General features: G+C 71.5%; 12 protein-coding genes. 8 read left to right on the forward strand and 4 right to left on the reverse strand.

The genetic code is table 11. The annotated features are described in order from the left end of the window. The first annotated feature begins 50 nt into the window (after positions 1-50). Positions 51-1985 (forward strand): peptidoglycan recognition protein family protein, encoded by a 1935-nt coding sequence (locus HDA43_RS22910; protein WP_179825015.1) that lies wholly within the window; start codon positions 51-53, stop codon positions 1983-1985. A gap of 159 nt (positions 1986-2144) precedes the next feature. Here HDA43_RS22910 and glgP read toward each other — a convergent pair whose 3' ends face one another. Continuing rightward, positions 2145-4727: an alpha-glucan family phosphorylase gene (gene glgP, locus HDA43_RS22915; protein ID WP_179825017.1), complete on the reverse strand. Its 2583-nt coding sequence runs from the start codon at positions 4725-4727 to the stop codon at positions 2145-2147. Between the two features lie 356 nt (positions 4728-5083). Between glgP and HDA43_RS22920 the strand changes: the two genes are divergently transcribed. From HDA43_RS22920 to HDA43_RS22935, 4 genes are all read left to right on the forward strand, one after another. Continuing rightward, positions 5084-7204 carry an alpha-1,4-glucan--maltose-1-phosphate maltosyltransferase gene (locus HDA43_RS22920; protein ID WP_179825019.1) on the forward strand — a complete coding sequence of 707 codons (2121 nt, stop codon included), beginning with the start codon at positions 5084-5086 and terminating at the stop codon, positions 7202-7204. 47 nt (positions 7205-7251) lie between these two features. After that, complete coding sequence (gene treS / locus HDA43_RS22925) at positions 7252-8955, forward strand: maltose alpha-D-glucosyltransferase (RefSeq protein ID WP_179825021.1); 1704 nt, start codon at positions 7252-7254, stop codon at positions 8953-8955. Positions 8956-8959: 4 nt separating this feature from the next. Beyond that, on the forward strand, positions 8960-10273 hold the full coding sequence (locus tag HDA43_RS22930) for a maltokinase N-terminal cap-like domain-containing protein (protein ID WP_179825023.1): 1314 nt from the start codon (positions 8960-8962) through the stop codon (positions 10271-10273). Between the two features lie 154 nt (positions 10274-10427). Next, positions 10428-10988, forward strand: coding sequence for an RICIN domain-containing protein (locus tag HDA43_RS22935; protein WP_179825025.1), 561 nt, complete (start codon positions 10428-10430; stop codon positions 10986-10988). 233 nt (positions 10989-11221) lie between these two features. Here HDA43_RS22935 and HDA43_RS22940 read toward each other — a convergent pair whose 3' ends face one another. From HDA43_RS22940 to HDA43_RS22950, 3 genes are all read right to left on the reverse strand, one after another. Beyond that, positions 11222-12127 (reverse strand): MerR family transcriptional regulator, encoded by a 906-nt coding sequence (locus tag HDA43_RS22940; RefSeq protein ID WP_179825027.1) that lies wholly within the window; start codon positions 12125-12127, stop codon positions 11222-11224. Positions 12128-12333: 206 nt separating this feature from the next. Then, a complete protein-coding gene (locus HDA43_RS22945) occupies positions 12334-12564 on the reverse strand; it encodes a DUF2992 family protein (protein ID WP_179825029.1) in 231 nt (76 codons plus the stop codon). A 243-nt stretch (positions 12565-12807) separates the two neighbouring features. Then, the gene (locus tag HDA43_RS22950) at positions 12808-13689 is read right to left on the reverse strand and encodes an NAD-dependent epimerase/dehydratase family protein (RefSeq protein ID WP_179825030.1); all 882 of its coding nucleotides are present in this window, start codon (positions 13687-13689) and stop codon (positions 12808-12810) included. 243 nt (positions 13690-13932) lie between these two features. Here HDA43_RS22950 and HDA43_RS22955 point away from each other — a divergent pair, with 243 nt between their 5' ends. From HDA43_RS22955 to HDA43_RS22965, 3 genes are all read left to right on the forward strand, one after another. Then, on the forward strand, positions 13933-14379 hold the full coding sequence (locus HDA43_RS22955) for a MarR family winged helix-turn-helix transcriptional regulator (protein ID WP_179825031.1): 447 nt from the start codon (positions 13933-13935) through the stop codon (positions 14377-14379). A gap of 206 nt (positions 14380-14585) precedes the next feature. Continuing rightward, positions 14586-15524, forward strand: coding sequence for a DUF11 domain-containing protein (locus HDA43_RS36070; protein ID WP_179825032.1), 939 nt, complete (start codon positions 14586-14588; stop codon positions 15522-15524). Between the two features lie 138 nt (positions 15525-15662). Next, positions 15663-17201, forward strand: a complete 1539-nt coding sequence (locus HDA43_RS22965) for an amidohydrolase family protein (RefSeq protein ID WP_179825033.1) — start codon at positions 15663-15665, stop codon at positions 17199-17201. Positions 17202-17558: the final 357 nt, after the last annotated feature.

Here is a 17558-nt window from a genome sequence, read left to right on the forward strand (position 1 = left end):
CCGGCTTCGCAGGCTGTCTCGCATCGGATCCCCCCAGCCGAGGAGCGTTCGTGCGACGATCGTCCCCCCTCCGCCTGGCGGCCGCGGCCATCGTGGTCGCAGGCGGCCTCTCCCTAGCGCAACCGGCCTCCGCCACGCAGACGGCCGTTCCCGACAGCCGGCAGGCGGCCTTCACCGAGGCGGCCAAGGCGTACGGCGTGCCCGAGAGCGTCCTGCTCGGCGTGTCCTACCTGGAGTCCCGCTGGGACACCAACGCGGGCAAGCCGAGCAGTTCCGCCGGGTACGGCCCGATGCACCTCACCGACGCGGCCGAGCTGAGCGGCGGGAACCACCACGCCGAGGGCACCGAGGACGCCCGGGGCGACGAGGGCCGCCCGCTGCCGGCCCCCCAGGCGGCGCCGGCGCCCGCCGAGGTCCCCGCCTCGCTCAGGACGCTGGAGAAGGCGGCCCAGCTCACCGGCGCGAGCCGCGAGGAACTACGCGGCGACCCGGCCGCCAACATCCGCGGCGGCGCGGCCCTGCTGGCCGACTACCAGAAGGCGCTCGGCGCGCCGCTCAGCGACGACCCCGGCCAGTGGTACGGCGCGGTGGCCCGCTACTCCGGCGCCGAGGAGGCGGAGGCGGCGAAGTTCTTCGCCGACGAGGTCTACGCCACGATCGAGTCCGGCGCCGGGCGCGTCACCGACGACGGCCAGAAGGTCGAACTGCGGGCCGCCCCCGGCGTGCGGAAGATGGACGGCTGGCTGGACAAGCTGGGCCTGCGCCGGCCCGTCCGCGGCGAGGCCGAGTGCCCGCCCACCGTCTCGTGCGAGTGGGTCCCCGCGCCCTACCAGGCGCTGCCCGATGACGACTACGGCAACCACGACAAGTCGAACCGGCCGGTCAACCAGCAGATCGAGTACATCGTCATCCACGACATGGAGGGCTACTTCGCCCCCTCCGTGCGGCTGGTGCAGGACCCCGCGCGCCCGGCGAGCTGGCACTACTCGGTGCGTTCCGTGGACGGGCACATCGCCCAGCACGTGAAGACCAAGGACGTCGCCTGGCAGGCGGGCAACTGGTACGTCAACGCCAAGTCGATCGGCATCGAGCACGAGGGATTCCTCGCCGAGGGCGCCTACTGGTACACCGAGGCGATGTACCGCAGCTCGGCCCGGCTGGTGCGCTACCTCGCCCAGCGCTACCAGGTCCCGCTCGACCGGGCGCACATCATCGGCCACGACAACGTGCCCGGGACGATCGCCTCCACGGTGCGGGGCATGCACGAGGACCCGGGCCCCTTCTGGGACTGGGCGCGCTACTTCCAGCTCCTCGGCCGCCCGCTGCACGGCACCGGCGGCCCGCGGACCGAGTCGGTGATGATCCTCCCCGACTACGACAAGAACCAGCCGTACTACTACGGCTGCGACCGCAAGAACCCCGACGCCGACTGCGCCCCGCACGGCTCGGCGTCGGTCTGGCTGCGCACCGAGCCGCGTGAGGACGCCCCGCTGGTCAAGGACATCGGCAAGCACCCGACCGGCGACTCGCTCTACAGCGTCTACGACCACAGCGCCCGCGCCACCACCGGCCAGCGCTACGCCGTCGCCGACCGCCAGGGCGGCTGGACCGCGATCTGGTACCTCGGCCAGAAGGCGTGGTTCCACAACCCCGCGTCCCAGCCCACCGCGGTGCCGTCCAAGGGCCTGGTGGTGACGCCCAAGCCGGGCCTGGCGAGCGTGCCGGTGTACGGCAGGGCGTACCCGGAGGCGGAGGCGTACCCGGCGGGCGTGCCGTACCAGGCGATCAGCCCGCTGCAGTACACCCTCGCCGCGGGCCAGCGCTACACCGTCGGCCTGACCGCGGTCGGCGAGTACTACCGGGCGGTGACCTTGGACCCGTCGAACCACCAGGTGATCCGCGGGAAGCAGAAGTACTACCAGATCCAGTTCGGCCACCGCGTGATGTTCGTCAAGGCCGAGGACGTGGTGGTGTCCGCCACCTGACCCCCGGGACACCGGAGGACGCCTGACCCTCGGTGCGCCGGAGGACGTCCGGTCCCCGGTGCGCCGGAGGGCACGGAGAGGACATGAAAGGAGGAGGGGAGCCGGGCGTGTGCCCCGGCTCCCCTCCTCCTTCTCTCCGTCCCCGCCCGGCCGCCGGGGTCAGCGCAGGGTGCCGTTGGTCATCCCCGCCGGCTCCTCCGGCACGGTGACCAGCCCCAGCTCGGCGGGCGTGTCCATGAGCGGGTGGTCGGGGACGACCCGGACGCTGTAGCCGAACGAGCCGGTGCGGTCCAGCGGGACGGTCCCGGCGAAGACGGCCCTGCCGTCGTCGCCGTCGGACTCCAGGGCCAGGGTCGTGTACGCGGGCCGTACCAACTCGTCGTGGAGCCCGACCGGGCCGTAGGCGGCCTGGACGCGGACGTCCTCCGGGCGCAGCTCGCCCAGCGCGATGGTGGCGCGCACCTCCAGCGACGCGCCCACCTCGGGGGTGTCGCCGAGGTTGGAGGTCTCCACGTGCTCCACCCGCACCCCGGGCCACGCCTGGGCGAGGCGGAGCTTCCAGGCGGCGAAGCCCCTGGCCGGCTCGTAGCCGTCCTTGAGCAGCGCGCGGCCCGACTTGGCGGCCGGGGTGTAGAGGTCCACGACGTAGTCGCGGAGCATCCGCCCGGCCAGGACCTTGGGCCCGAGGGAGGTCAGCGTGTGGCGGACCATCTCCAGCCAGCGCAGCGGCAGGCCGTCGGCCGCCCGGTCGTAGAAGCGGTCGGCCACCTCGTACTCGACCAGGTCGTACAGCGCACCGGCCTCCAGCTCGTCGCGGCGGTCGGGGTCGCCGACGCCGTCGGCGGTGGGGATGGCCCAGCCGTTGGTGCCGTCGTACCACTCGTCCCACCAGCCGTCGCGGATGGACAGGTTGAGCCCGCCGTTCAGGGCGGCCTTCATCCCGGAGGTGCCGCACGCCTCCAGCGGGCGCAGCGGGTTGTTCATCCACACGTCGGCGCCCTGGACCATGAGCTGGCCGAGCGCCATGTCGTAGTCGGGCAGGAAGACGATGCGGTGCCGCACGTCCTCGGCGTCGGCGAACTTCACGATCTGCTGGATGAGCTTCTTGCCGCCCTCGTCGGCCGGGTGCGCCTTGCCGGCGATCACGATCTGGACCGGCTTGTCCGGGTCGAGGAGGAGCTGGCGGAGCCGGTCGGGGTCCTTCAGCATCAGGGTGAGCCGCTTGTAGGAGGGCACCCGGCGGGCGAAGCCGATGGTCAGCACGTCCGGGTCGAGGGCGTCGTCGATCCAGCCCAGCTCGGCGCGGGAGGCGCCCCGGGCGAGCCAGGAACGGCGCAGCCGCTCGCGGGCCCCCTCGACCAGCCGGGCGCGCAGCCGCCCGCGGATGGCCCAGACGTCGGCGTCGGAGATCTTGTTGACACCCTCCCAGCCCTGGGCCCGCTCGACGAGCGCGGGCAGCTCCCGGCCGGCCAGCTCCATGATCTCCCGGCCGACCCAGGTGGGCGCGTGCACGCCGTTGGTGATCGACCCGATCGGTACGTCGGAGGCGTCGAAGCCCGGCCACAGGTCCTGGAACATCTCCCGGCTGACCTCGCCGTGCAGCTCGGACACGCCGTTGACCCGCTGGGCCAGCCGCATGCCCATCGCGGCCATGTTGAACTTGCCGGGCTCCTTCTCCGCGCCGAGCGCGAGGATGCGGTCCACCGGGACGGTGGGCCAGGCGTTGTCGCCGCCGAACTGGCGGGCGATCATCTCGGCCGGGAAGCGGTCGATGCCGGCGGGGACGGGCGTGTGGGTGGTGAAGACCGTGCCGGCGCGGACCGCCTCCAGCGCCTCGTCGAAGGAGAGCCTGCTCTCGGTCAGCTCGCGGATGCGCTCCAGGCCGAGGAAGCCCGCGTGGCCCTCGTTGGTGTGGAACACCTCCGGCTCGGGGTGGCCGGTGACCCGGCAGTAGGCGCGGATGGCGCGGACGCCGCCGACGCCGAGCAGCAGCTCCTGCATCAGGCGGTGGTCGGTGCCGCCGCCGTAGAGGCGGTCGGTGACGTCGCGGGCGGCGACGTCGTTCTCGGCCACGTCGGAGTCGAGCAGCAGCAGCGGGACCCGGCCCACCTGGGCGATCCAGATCTGGGCGTGCAGGGCGCGGCCCTCGGGCAGGCCGATCGCGGTCCGCACCGGCGTGCCGTCCTCCTCCCGCAGCAGGGTCAGCGGCAGGCCGCCCGGGTCGAGGGAGGGGTAGTGCTCCAGCTGCCAGCCCTCCGGTGACAGCGACTGGGTGAAGTAGCCGTGCCGGTACAGCAGGCCGACCGCCAGGATCGGCACGCCCAGGTCGCTGGCGGCCTTGAGGTGGTCGCCGGCCAGGATGCCCAGGCCGCCGGAGTACTGCGGCAGCGCGGCGGCGATGCCGTACTCGGGGGAGAAGTAGGCGATGGCCCGGGGGGCGTCGGGGACCGTCTGGTACCAGCCGGGCGCGGTCTTGTACTCGTGGAGGTCGTCCGCGGCGTCGGCGACCCGCCGCAGGAAGCGGCGGTCGGCGGCGAGCTCGCGCAGCCGCGCCGGATCGACGGCGCCGAGCAGGGCGACCGGGTCGTGGCCGACCCTCTCCCACACCTCCGGATCGACCTCGGCGAAGAGGTCGAGCGTCTCGGGGTGCCATGACCAGCGCAGATTGCGCACAAGCTCGCCCAGCGAGGCCAGCTCCGGAGGAAGAACGGTGCGGACGGTGAACCTGCGGATTGCTCTCACGCTGCCAGACCCTAGTTACTCAGCGCCACGGATGGCGACCTCGACACTCACGCGTCTCCCCCTCACCGCTATCAATCGCCCCCAAACACATCAAAGAAGGGTCGATCGCGGGGTGGCCGTTCACCGGCCCAACTCGCCCGGGAAAGCGGGGGTTCCCCGGTCTTTCCCTCACAGGTATGAAGATGGACTATTGGGGCAGGCATCTAGGGGCCGACCGCTCCACCCCCTCGGGAACCGGTCCCCCGCGAGCGTGGTCACGCCCCCGGGTGCCGGTCACGGGGTTGTTTGAAAAAACGAAGATCTTTCCTTGCCGACTCTCCGGCGGCACCGGTGTGCCGTCGCTACCTTGAGACGCGATGATCGGACGAATTCCCATCCTTGACGTGCACCCGACGGTCGAGTGCGGGCGTTACCCCGCCAAGGCCGCCGCGGGCGAGACCTTCGAGATCTCCGCCACCGTGTTCCGCGAGGGACACGACGCGGTGGCGGCCGGCGTGGTGCTCACCGCCCCCGACGGCACCCGCGGCCGGTTGCTGCCCATGGCCGAGCCGGCCCCGGGCACCGACCGGTGGGGGGTGGAGGTGACCCTGCCCGACGAGGGCGAGTGGCACTTCCGCGTCGAGGCGTGGAGCGACCCGATCGCGACCTGGCTGCACGACGCGGGCATCAAGATCCCGCGCGACATGGACACCGAGCTGATGTGCGAGGAGGGCGCCCGGCTCTTCGAGCGCGCCGCCCGTGCCGTACGGTCCGCCGACTGCCCCTCCGTCCCCGCCCCCTCCGCGGCGAAGGGCACGAAGGGCGCCCGGAACGCGAAGGCCGCCGGCCGTACGGCGGGGCGGACCTCCTCCGGCGCGGCGGCCTGCGGGCACCGCGCCGCGCTGCTGGAGGTCGCCGCCCGGCTGCGCGACCAGGCGGTGGACCCGCGGGCCCGGTTCGCGGCGGCCCAGTCGGCGGAGACGGCCGCGCTGCTGCGCGCGCACCCGCTGCGCGACCTGGTGACCCGGACCGGCAAGCGGGTGGTCAGGGTCGAGCGGCGCCGGGCGCTGTTCGGGTCGTGGTACGAGTTCTTCCCGCGGTCGGAGGGCGCGATCGTCCAGGAGGGCGTCGCGCCCAAGTCCGGGACGTTCAAGACGGCGGCCCTGCGGCTGCCGGCCGTCGCCAAGATGGGCTTCGACGTCGTCTACCTGCCGCCGATCCATCCGATCGGGCACAGCTTCCGCAAGGGCCGCAACAACACGCTGACGCCGGAGCCGTACGACCCGGGCTCGCCGTGGGCGATCGGCTCGGAGGAGGGCGGCCACGACGCGATCCACCCCGACCTCGGCACGTTCGAGGACTTCGACGAGTTCGTGGCCAAGGCCCGCGAGCTGGGCATGGAGGTCGCGCTCGACCTGGCCCTGCAGTGCTCGCCGGACCATCCGTGGGTCAGGGAGCACCCGGAGTGGTTCAACGTCCGCGCCGACGGCACCATCGCCTACGCCGAGAACCCGCCGAAGAAGTACCAGGACATCTACCCGCTGAACTTCGACAACGACCCCGAGGGGATCTACGCCGAGGTGAAGCGGGTGGTGCGGCTGTGGATGGACCACGGGGTGCGGATCTTCCGGGTGGACAACCCGCACACCAAGCCGGTGTCGTTCTGGGAGCGGCTGATCGCCGACGTCAACTCCACCGACCCGGACGTGCTGTTCCTGGCCGAGGCGTTCACCCGGCCGGCGATGATGCGCACGCTGGGCAAGGTGGGCTTCCAGCAGTCCTACACCTACTTCACGTGGCGCAACTCGCGGGAGGAGGTCGAGAGCTACCTCACCGAGCTGTCCCACGAGACGTCGCACTACATGCGGCCCAACATCTTCGTCAACACTCCGGACATCCTTCACGAATACCTTCAGCACGGGGGTGTCCCGGCATTCCGCATCAGAGCGATCCTCGCGGCGATGTCGATGCCGACCTGGGGCGTCTACTCCGGTTACGAGCTTGCGGAGAACGTACCGGTTCGTCCGGGCAGTGAGGAATACCTCGATAGCGAGAAATATCAGTACAGACCTCGCGACTGGGCCGAGGCTGAGCGCGAGGGCCGTAGCCTCGCCCCCTTGATCACGCAACTCAATTTGTTGCGAAGAGCTCACCCGGCGCTCCAGGAACTGCGTAACCTACGGTTCCACAGCGTCGACCATCCGGACCTGGTCTGCTTCTCCAAGCGACTGCCCGGTGCCTACGACACGGCCACACGACGGCACGGCCTGGGCGACGTGGTGCTGACGGTTGTGAATCTCGACCCGTACCACACCCATGAGGCCACGGTGTCGCTGGACATGCCGGCCCTCGGTCTCGGCTGGAACGACGAACTCGTCGTCGACGACGAACTGTCGGGCGAGTCGTACCACTGGCGGCAGAACAACTACGTGCGTCTCGACCCTCATGTCCGACCAGCACACATCTTCACTCTGCGCGCCCCGGCGAACCAGCGGTGAGCAGGCCGGAGCACGCGGTACCGGTTGAAGAAGCGGGGAGTCCACTGGTGAGTCAGCCATCCGAGCCGATCCCGAACACCTTCGACGAGGAGAAGCCTCGAGACCCGTACTGGTTCAAACGCGCGGTCTTCTACGAGGTGCTCATCCGGGGCTTCGCCGACTCCAACGGCGACGGCACCGGAGACATCCGCGGCCTGATCGAGAAACTGGACTACCTCCAGTGGCTCGGCGTCGACTGCCTGTGGCTGCTGCCGCTGTACGAGTCGCCGTTGCGCGACGGCGGATACGACATCGCGGACTTCATGAAGATCCTGCCGGAGTTCGGCGACCTCGGTGACTTCGTGAAGCTGGTGGACGAGGCCCACAAGCGCGGCATGCGGGTCATCGCCGACCTGGTGATGAACCACACCAGCGACCAGCACCCGTGGTTCCAGGCGTCCCGCCACGACCCCAACGGCCCGTTCGGCGACTTCTACGTCTGGAGCGACACCGACGAGCGCTACCAGGACGCCCGGATCATCTTCATCGACACCGAGGCGTCCAACTGGACCTACGACCCGGTGCGCGGCCAGTACTACTGGCACCGCTTCTTCTCCCACCAGCCGGACCTGAACTACGAGAACCCCGACGTCCAGGAGGCCATGCTGGAGGTGCTGCGGTTCTGGCTGGACCTCGGCATCGACGGGTTCCGGATGGACGCGATCCCCTACCTGTTCGAGCAGGAGGGCACCAACTGCGAGAACCTGCCGAGGACGCACGCCTACCTCAAGCGGATCCGCGCCGAGGTGGACCGCCTCTACCCCGACCGGGTGCTGCTGGCCGAGGCCAACCAGTGGCCGGCCGACGTGGTGGAGTACTTCGGCGACCCGGCCACCGGCGGCGACGAGTGCCACATGGCGTTCCACTTCCCGCTGATGCCGCGCATCTTCATGGCCGTGCGGCGGGAGTCGCGCTACCCCATCTCGGAGATCATGGCCCAGACGCCGAAGATCCCCGAGCACTGCCAGTGGGGCATCTTCCTGCGCAACCACGACGAGCTGACGCTGGAGATGGTCGCCGACGACGAGCGCGACTACATGTACTCCGAGTACGCCAAGGACCCCCGGATGCGGGCCAACGTCGGCATCCGGCGGCGCCTGGCGCCGCTGCTGGAGAACGACCGCAACCAGATCGAGCTGTTCACCGCGCTGCTGCTGTCGCTGCCCGGCTCTCCCGTCCTGTACTACGGCGACGAGATCGGCATGGGCGACAACATCTGGCTCGGCGACCGCGACGGCGTCCGCACCCCGATGCAGTGGAGCCCCGACCGCAACGCCGGGTTCTCCAACTGCGACCCGGGCCGGCTGTACCTCCCGGTCATCATGGACCCGATCTACGGCTTCCAGGCGATCAACGTCGAGGCGCAGCAGAAGAGCGCCGGTTCGCTGCTGCACTGGACCAAACGCATGATCGACATCCGCAAGCGGCACCCGGTGTTCGGTCTCGGCGACTACACCGAGCTGAACTCCTCCAACCCCAGCGTCCTGGCCTACGTGCGGGAGCTGGGCGACGACCGGATGCTGTGCGTCAACAACCTCTCGCGGTTCCCGCAGCCGGTGGAGCTCGACCTGCGCCGGTTCGAGGGGTCGGTGCCCGTGGAGACGATGGGCGGAGTTCCTTTCCCTCCGATCGGCGAACTTCCGTATCTTTTGACGCTTCCTGGGCATGGGTTCTACTGGTTCACCCTGCCGCCCGCACCCCAGGAGGCGTAAGGCCGTGTTGACGGAGCTCCTTGCCGGATGGATAGCGCATCAGCGATGGTTCGCCGGTAAGGGGCGGCCGATAGACGAGCTCGACATCGAGTCCGACGTCGAGCTCGTCCCCCGCCTCCGTCACCTCATCCTCCGCGTCCGCCAGGGCGACGACCTCGACCGCTACCAGCTCCTGCTCGGCACCGGCGGCGACACCTCCGGCCGGTTCAGCCACGTCCGGATCGGCGAGGGTTACTACGACGCCGCCCACGACGCCGACCTCACCTGCGTCCTGCTGGACGGGATGGCCGAGGACCGCGATACCGGCCCGCTGCGCATGCGCCACATGCCGGGCGCCGACATCGACACCTCGCTGCGCAGCCTGGTGCTGGGCGCCGAGCAGTCCAACACCTCCCTGGTGTACGGCGAGACCTACATCTGCAAGCTGTTCCGCCGGCTGATCCCCGGCGTCAACCCCGAGCTGGAGATCGTCCGCGCCCTGGCCGCCCGCGACGCCCAGCACATCGCGCGGCCGTACGGCTGGATCGAGACCGACCTGGACGGCGTGCCGACCACGCTGGCGATCACGCAGGAGTTCCTGTCGACCGCCAACGACGGCTGGGCCCTGGCGCTGGCCAGCGTCCGCGACCTCTACGCCAGCCTCACCCCCTCGGCCTCGGAGGCGGGCGGCGACTTCAGCTCCGAGTCCTACCGCCTCGGCGTGGCCACCGCCGAGATCCACAGCGAACTGGCCGCGACCTTCCCGACCTCGGTGATGGAGGCCCACGAGGTCAAGCAGCTCATCGAGGACCAGCGCCGCCGCCTGATCCAGATGGTCGAGGAGGTGCCCGAGCTGGGCCGCCACGCCCACGTGGTCCAGGAGGCCTATCAGCGGGTCGCCGACACCGCCTACGAGATCCCGGTCCAGCGGGTCCACGGCGACTATCACCTGGGCCAGGTGATGCGCACCCCGACCGACTGGATCGTCCTCGACTTCGAGGGCGAGCCCGGCCAGCCCCTGGAGGAGCGCCGGGCCCTGTCCTCGCCGCTGCGGGACGTGGCGGGCATGCTGCGCTCGTTCGACTACGCCGCCCGCCACCTGCTGGCGGGGCACCCGCGGGCGGAGGAGCTCTATCCGCGGGCCGTGGAGTGGGCCGAGCTGAACCGCTCGTCGTTCCTCGCCGGGTACTCCGCGGGCGGCGGGCGCCTCCAGGCCCAGGACGCGGTCCTGCTGCGGGCGCTGGAGATGATGAAGGCGGTCTACGAGGTCGGTTACGAGGCGCGCAACCGCCCCACCTGGCTGCCCATCCCCATGGCCGCCTTCCAGGCCGAACGCTGAGGACATTCCCCCGGAAACCCGCGAGAAATTCGCGAATCAGCTCGAACTCGCCACCCCATGCGGTCGTCTCACGGTTGGAGACACCACGTGAGCCGGATCTTCCGCGGCTCACATGGCCAACGAGAATCGCTCAGGCGAGAACGGGGTGGCAAGGATGGGAAAGAACCGTGTGCTCGGCGTCGTCGCGGCCTCGACGGTCATCGCGTCGGGCATCGCGCTCATGTCCGTGCCCGCGCACGCGTCCGCCGCGCACACGTCCGCCGCGCGGGCGTCGGCCGGGCACGCGTCGACAGCGCAGGCGTCGGGTGCCAAGCGGATCCAGATAGCCGGGTACGACCTGTGCCTCGACGTCAAGGACTTCGGCCCCAAGAACGGCGCGAAGGTCCAGCTGTGGAGCTGCAACAACAACGCCAACCAGCTCTGGACCAAGCACAGCGACGGCACGATCCGCAGCGCGCTCAACGGCAAGTGCCTCGACCTCAAGGACTTCAACCCCAAGGTGCGCGCGGTGGTGCAGTTGTGGAGCTGCACCACCGCCTCGAACCAGCGCTGGTACTCGGGCCGCACGGACTACAGCAAGAACGGCTACCGGAGCATCCGTAGCAGCATGAACGGCAAGTGCCTCGACGCCAAGGGCAAGGGACACAAGCCGGGCACGCCCATCCACATGTGGCGCTGCACCTCGGACTGGAACCAGTCCTTCCGCTGGGTCTGACCGCGTCTCCGGCTCCTCCCGGTCGCCGGAGGCCCGCCCGTGGGACGCCACGTCATGACGCGGCGTCCCACGGGCGGGTCCCATACCGCCGCAGGCACGGGGCCCGCCGCGCGGCACGGACGAGACGTGGGTCTCCACGGTCCACGCCGCCGCGGGCGCGGGGTTCACTGCGCGGCACGGACGAGACGAGGGCCTCCGGTCCGCACCGCCGCGGGCGCGGGGTTCACCGGCGATCAGGCGTGGGCGCGGAGCGCCGCGGCGAACCACTCGAACGCCGCGACCCGGGGCGGGAACGGCGGACGGTCGTTGAGGACGCCCATCAGCTCCCAGTACCGCTCCACCCGCCGGTCGCTGAACAGCTCCACCGTCTCGGCCATCCGGACCCGCTCCGCCGCGGGCACGTCCGCGCCGACGATCCGCTCCAGCGCGGCCCGGCCCTCGGCCGAGGCGGGGTCCAGCCCCCCCTCCACGGCGGCGCCCGCGTGCTCCGTCACCAGCGCGAAGTCGTAGGACGGGGGCTGGCCGGCCGCCGCGCCCGCCATGGCCATCTCGCGGACGCGGCGCTGGAACGACTCGTCACCGACGAGTTCGGCGAGTTCCACCCAGGCGTCCACCTGCTCGTCGGTCGGGTCGTCCGGCAGCTCCGCCGGCAACCGCCGCATCCCCAGCGCAATGCCGGCGCCCGGCGCGTCGGCGGGGATGCCCTCGAAGGCGCGGTCGACGAATTCGTCGATGACCCGCTGCCGTTCCCCGGCTGACAGGCGTGCCATGTCGTGCATGAGTCTCATCTCCTCGATCGTGCTTCCTCTGCGTGCGACCGACCGGAGCACCGCGCGCCGCACGCACAGGATGCGGATCTCCGCGTCCAGCGCCTCCGCGTGCGCCCTGGCGACGTCGGCGACGCCGCCCTGCCGGGCCAGCACCGACCGGACCGTCTCCAGGTCCAGCCCCAGTTCGCGGAGCGTCCGCACCAGGTCCAGCCGGGCCGCCGCCTCGACGTCGTAGAGCCGGTATCCCCCGGCCGAGCGGCCGGTCGGCGGCACGACGTCGATGTCGGACCAGAACCGGATGGTGCGCACCGGCAGGCCGGTACGGCGGGCGAGCTGTCCGATGGTGAACAGCTCCTCGTGGTCGTTCACAGGTTCAGCCTGAACCTTCCAGTGACTGGAGACTCAAAGGGTTTCCAGCGGATATTCCACCACCGGAAGCCCCGCATCGCCGGAGCCCGTCTGGGTCTTCCCCGGCCCGATCCGCCTCCGCACCCTCGGAAGTCCCGGCCCGCTCTGGTCCGCCTTCGCCGCGCCCCGAAGCCCCCGCCCCGATCCGGCGAGGACCGCCCGCCCGGCTATCGGCCGCGGCGGCGTTCGGCGCGCTTCCGCCGGAGGACCTCGCGCCGGTGCTCCTCCCGCGCCCGCTCCAGCAGGGCGGTCCCGTGCCGCATCAGGAACTCGTACAGCTCGGCGTCCGTGGGCTCGCTCCCCAGGACGAACCTCGTCGCGCGGAGCCCGCCGTCCCGGACGATCTCCAGCACGCCGACCCAGAACGAGCCCTCGAAATACACCGACAGCGAGACCATGACGCCCTCCCATGAAGCATGCCGACGGGCGGCTCGGCTGAGCCGCCGTTCGGCACACCGGACATCCCTGGAGAGGGCGGATACGGAGAACCGCCGGCCGGAGCCGGCGGGTGTCCGGGCTACCAACCGGACCGCGTTTTCGTGTGCGCCGACATCGTACGCCACCGGTCCCGCCCTTGATCTCTCCGCCGTGACGGGTCGGCCTTCGCCTGGTGTGTCCGCCGATCGGGCCGGCGGCGCGGGTCAGAGCGCCCCGGCGTCCCGGGCGGTGTGGACGCTCGGGTGGATCGGCCGGAAACCCAGCTCGCGCCGGATCTTCGTGGTGTCGACGATGCCCTCCCATGGGTCGTCGAGCGCCCGGCCCGCCATCCCTTCCGGCACAGGTTCGCCGTTGAGCCGGTGAAGCTCCAGCGCGGTGACGGGCGCGTCGTCGGCCACGTTGAACGTCTCGCCGTCCACGCCGCGCGCCGAGAGCGCCAGCGTCAGCGCCTGGGCGACGTCGGCGTGGTGGACCATGTGCAGGCGCCTGTGGGCGGCCCAGCCGCGCGCCCAGTGGAGCGACTCGGCGAGGTGCGGATCGCCGTCGCCGTAGACGAAGGACAGGCGGAGGACGCGCAGCGGCAGTCCCTCCGCCCGGTGCATCTCGCCGAGCGCCTTCTCGGCCTCGGCCTTGCTGCGCGGGTAGGCACCCGCGGGGGTGAGGATCTCGTCGGTCTCGGCGGCGGGCCGGCCGCGGCCCGCGTCGCGGGCGGGACCCGAGCCGTGGATGAAGTCCGCGCCGTAGACGAGGTTGGTGCTGGTGTAGACGAACCGGCCGACACCGGCCCGGAGCGCGGCGGCGGCCAGCTCGACCGTGGCGGTGTGGTTGACCGCGGCGGCCTCCTCGTCGGAGACGCCGCGGAAGGCCGCGCCGAGGTGGACGACCGCCTCGGCGCCCTTGAGCGCGCCGTCCAGGACGCCGGTGTCGCGCAGGTCGCCGACGACCACCTCGGCGCCGAGCCTGGCGAGCGGCTCGGCCCGTACGGCGTCGCGGACCAGCACGCGGACGGTTCCGGTCCGCTGGAGCAGCCGGGGGACGAACCTGCTGCCGACCCGGCCGGTCGCTCCGGTGACGAGAACGGTCATGGGGACTCCTCGCTGTGGGGGTGGGTCGCGCTCCGCCGGTGTTCCGCCGCGCTGCCGGGATCGCCCCCGGCTGTCGGCGCCTCCGGTCGTTCCCCCCGCGCCAGGGCGCTTCGCCGGAGCGCGGGGACCGCCGGAGCACGGCGTGAAGCTCTGATGCTCCGAACGATAGCAGGTACTTTGATGTATCCAACATTATGATCCATCCAATATTTGGATGGATGCGACGGACGTACCATGGTCACCATGGAACGACGGGACCCTGAGCAGGACGAACGGCTCAGGTCGGAGATCTGGGAAGCCCTGTACGACTTCTTCATGGCCGAGCACGAGCGCAACCTGGAGGCCGTCGCCGAGCTGGGCGTCAGCCCGGGAGACCTCAAGGCCCTCATGCGGCTTGTCCCGGGCCGCGGCGAGCCGATGCGCGCGCTCGCCGACATGTGGCGGTGCGACGCCTCGACCGTGACCTGGATCGTCGACCGGCTGCAGAAGCAGGGCTACGTCGAACGCCGGCCCCACCCGACCGACCGGCGCGTCAAGGTCGTGGCCCTGAGCGCCGGGGGCGAGGAGCTGCGGGAACGGATGCTCCGGCGTCTCTACCGGCCGCCCGCCGTACTGTCGGAGCTCCCCCCCGGCGAACTGGCGGCGTTGCACCGGGTGGCGGCACGCCTGGCGCCGCCCGCGGATCAATAAGCACATAAGCGAAAAATCACCGCGATCTCGACTGATATCCGAAAACGGCCTCCTCTTTCACGAACATTCGTCACACTCTGGATGTCATCGCATACGGAGCGCTTCCGCTCCCCCGCCCGGCTTCCGCCGCGCCCGGGAGCGGCGGGCCGCCCGCGCGGTGGCCGCCGAGTCGTTCTTCGCCGCGCAGGCGGCACGAAGGAGGAGACATGTCCCCCCAGCCAGGCACCGCGCCGGGCCGTACCCGCCGAACACCCCTGGTGGCAGGCGTCCTGCTGACCCTGCTGGCCGCCACCGTCCTGACCGGCCCGCGGACCGCGGCAGCCGCCGTCGCCGCCACGACCACCATCGGGGAGCCGGGACACATCACGCTCACCGCCCCGAAGACGGTCGACGCCGGCGCCGAGGCCCTGCTGGACGTCAACTACGCCAACACCTCCGGCCGCCCGGTCGTCTCGGCCACGGTGACCGTCACCTTCGCCCCCGAGGCCGACGGCAGTCTCAGCGCTGACAGGTTCTCCTGGTGGTCGCCCGATCCCGAGCACCACACCGGCACGGTCATCGGCGACGCCGCGAACCGCACGATCACCGTCACCCTGCGCGACCTCGCGCCCGGCGCCGCGAACCGCACCGTGGTCTACGTCCCGTTCAAGGGCACGGCGTCCGGCCGGGCGCCCCTGAGCGCCGCTCTCGTCGAGACCTTCGCGGACGGGCCCGCCGCCACCGACCTCGGCGGCCTGACGATCGACGCCGTCTCCGCCACGAACCTCGCCGTCTCGCTGGACGCCTCCCCCAAGGGCCTGGGCGTCTCCCACGCCACCTTCACCGCGACCGTCACCAACCGGGGACCCGCCGCCACGACCGCGGCGCGGCTGCGTCTCACCTACCCCTCGGCGTTCACCGGGCCGAGCGCCCCGGGCTGCGCCGTGGACGGCGCGGCGCGCACCGTCACCTGCGACCTCGGCGTCATCCCCGCGGGCGGCTCGGTGACCAGGTCCCTGGGCCTCTACACCCGGCTCCTCGTCATCAGCGGCCGCCTCACCGTCACCGCCTCCCGCCTCGACAGCGCCCCCGCCGACCCCCAGCCGTCCGACGACACGGCGTCGGCCGGCTGCACCGCCATCACCGGCCTCCTCGTCCGCTGCTGACCCCGTCCCGGCCCGTCACTCCTTCGGCGCGCCCGCGGCATCCGGCTGGCGCGCCGTACCGGCCCCCTCCGCTCACATGGGGAAACATGGCCGTCACATTACGCAACCGATCGCGAAGATCATGATTGGCTGGCCGCCATGATATTGACCAAGGGTCTTGCCGCGATCGGAGTGGCGGTCGCGGTCGCCGGGGCACCGGCGTGGACGGGCGCGCAGGCCGCCGACGACGGACAGGACACGATCGCGCGGGTCGAGGCGTACCTCGACAGCGTCCGCCACGAGCCCGGCCGGCTCGGGGAGTTCGTCGCCGACCTGCCCAAGGGCACCGACCTGCACACCCACCTGTCCGGCGCCGTGCCCACCGGGTATCTGCTCAGCTCCGCCATGCGCGACGGCCTGTGCTTCGACACCGCCTCCCTCGCCGCGTCGGCGCCGCCGTGCGGCGACGGGCAGCGACCGGTGCGCGACGCGGCCACCGACCCGCGCCTCGCCGACGACATCGTGCGGGCCTGGTCCATGCGGGGCTTCACCCCCGGCAAGGAGTCGGGCCACGACCACTTCTTCTCGGCGTTCGGCAGGTTCGGGGCGGCGACCTCCCACAAGGGGGAGATGCTGGCGATCCTCGCCTCCCGGGCCGCCGCCCAGCGGGAGTTCACGCTGGAGGTCATGCTGTCCCGCCAGTCGGGGGCCGTCCAGGAGCTCGTCAAGAAGGTCGGCGGCGACACCTCCGACCTGGCGGGACTGCGCGACCGGCTGCTCGCCGACGGCGCGATGGCGGGCATCGTCAAGGCCGCCCGCGCCGACGCCGACACCGACATCGCCCAGATGCGCAAGGAGCTGCGCTGCGACGGCGAAGACGCCGACCCCGGCTGCACGCTGCCGCTGCGCTTTCTCCTCCAGGTCACCCGCACCGCCCCACCCGAGGTGGTCTTCGCCCAGATGCTGCTGGGCTTCGAGCTGGCCAAGGCCGACGAGCGCTACGTCGGCGTCAACCTCGTCGCCCCCGAGGACGACCCGGTCGCGCTGCGCGACTACCGGCTGCACATGCGCATGCTCGACCACCTGCGCGGCCTCTACCCGGAGGCGCACATCAGCCTGCACGCCGGCGAGCTGACCCCCGGCCTGGCACCGGACGCGGACCTGAAGTTCCACGTCCGCGAGGCCGTGAAGACCGGCCACGCCGAACGCGTCGGGCACGGCGCCGGCATCCGCGGCGAGGACGACCCGGCCGGGCTCATGGCCGACATGGCCCGCGAGCACGTCCTCGTCGAGATCGCCCTCACCAGCAACTGCCAGATCCTCCAGGTCTGCGGGGACGGCCATCCGTTCATGGAGTACCGCCGGGCGGGCGTGCCCGTCGCCCTCGTCACCGACGACGCCGGCATCGAGCACACCGACCTGGCCGGCGAGTACCTCCGGGCGATCACCCAGTACGGCCTGCGCTACGCCGACCTGAAGACCCTGGCCCGCACCGCCCTCGACCACAGCTTCCTGCAGGGCGGCAGCCTCTGGCGGGCGCCGGACGACCACACCCCGGTGCCGGAGTGCGCGGGCTCCCCGCTCGGCGGCGACCCGGCTCCGTCCTGCCTGGCCGTACTGAAGAAGAGCCCCAAGGCCTCGGCCGAGTGGCGGCAGGAGGCCGCCTTCACCGCCTTCGAGGACCGCTACGACGGCTGACCCGCCGTCCCGCCGTCACTGACGGACCGCCGTCGGCGACGGCGGGGCCTCCGCGACGAGGCCGGCCCGATCGACGGCGATGACGTTCCCCGAGTCCCACCCGGGCCGTCCGCCGGACATCCACGCGATGCCCGGCGGACGGCCCTTTCAGCGTGCGGGCCGTTGGGAAGGCTTCAGAGCGGGAGTCGCACGCGGCCGGAGCCGCTCCCGCCGGGATCGAAGCGGGCGCGAGGCATTTGCCGGCCGACGCCTAGAGAGCTTCCCCACACAGGTCTGCGGCCGGACCGTGCCTGGCCGACGACGCCCCCACCGCCTGAAGCTCCAGCCCACGGACGTCTTCAGGCCGGGAATTCGACA

Origin of the sequence: Streptosporangium sandarakinum, assembly GCF_013409935.1 — a bacterium.
Taxonomy (GTDB): Bacteria; Actinomycetota; Actinomycetes; order Streptosporangiales; family Streptosporangiaceae; genus Streptosporangium; species Streptosporangium nondiastaticum.

Excerpts from the sequence above, each read along its gene's own strand:
- HDA43_RS22950 (WP_179825030.1), bottom strand. The coding sequence starts at position 13,689 with ATGACCGTTCTCGTCACCGGAGCGACCGGCCGGGTCGGCAGCAGGTTC.
- HDA43_RS22935 (WP_179825025.1), top strand. The coding sequence starts at position 10,428 with ATGGGAAAGAACCGTGTGCTCGGCGTCGTCGCGGCCTCGACGGTCATC.
- HDA43_RS22945 (WP_179825029.1), bottom strand. The coding sequence starts at position 12,564 with ATGGTCTCGCTGTCGGTGTATTTCGAGGGCTCGTTCTGGGTCGGCGTG.
- HDA43_RS22955 (WP_179825031.1), top strand. The coding sequence starts at position 13,933 with ATGGAACGACGGGACCCTGAGCAGGACGAACGGCTCAGGTCGGAGATC.
- HDA43_RS22920 (WP_179825019.1), top strand. The coding sequence starts at position 5,084 with ATGATCGGACGAATTCCCATCCTTGACGTGCACCCGACGGTCGAGTGC.
- HDA43_RS22965 (WP_179825033.1), top strand. The coding sequence starts at position 15,663 with ATGATATTGACCAAGGGTCTTGCCGCGATCGGAGTGGCGGTCGCGGTC.
- HDA43_RS36070 (WP_179825032.1), top strand. The coding sequence starts at position 14,586 with ATGTCCCCCCAGCCAGGCACCGCGCCGGGCCGTACCCGCCGAACACCC.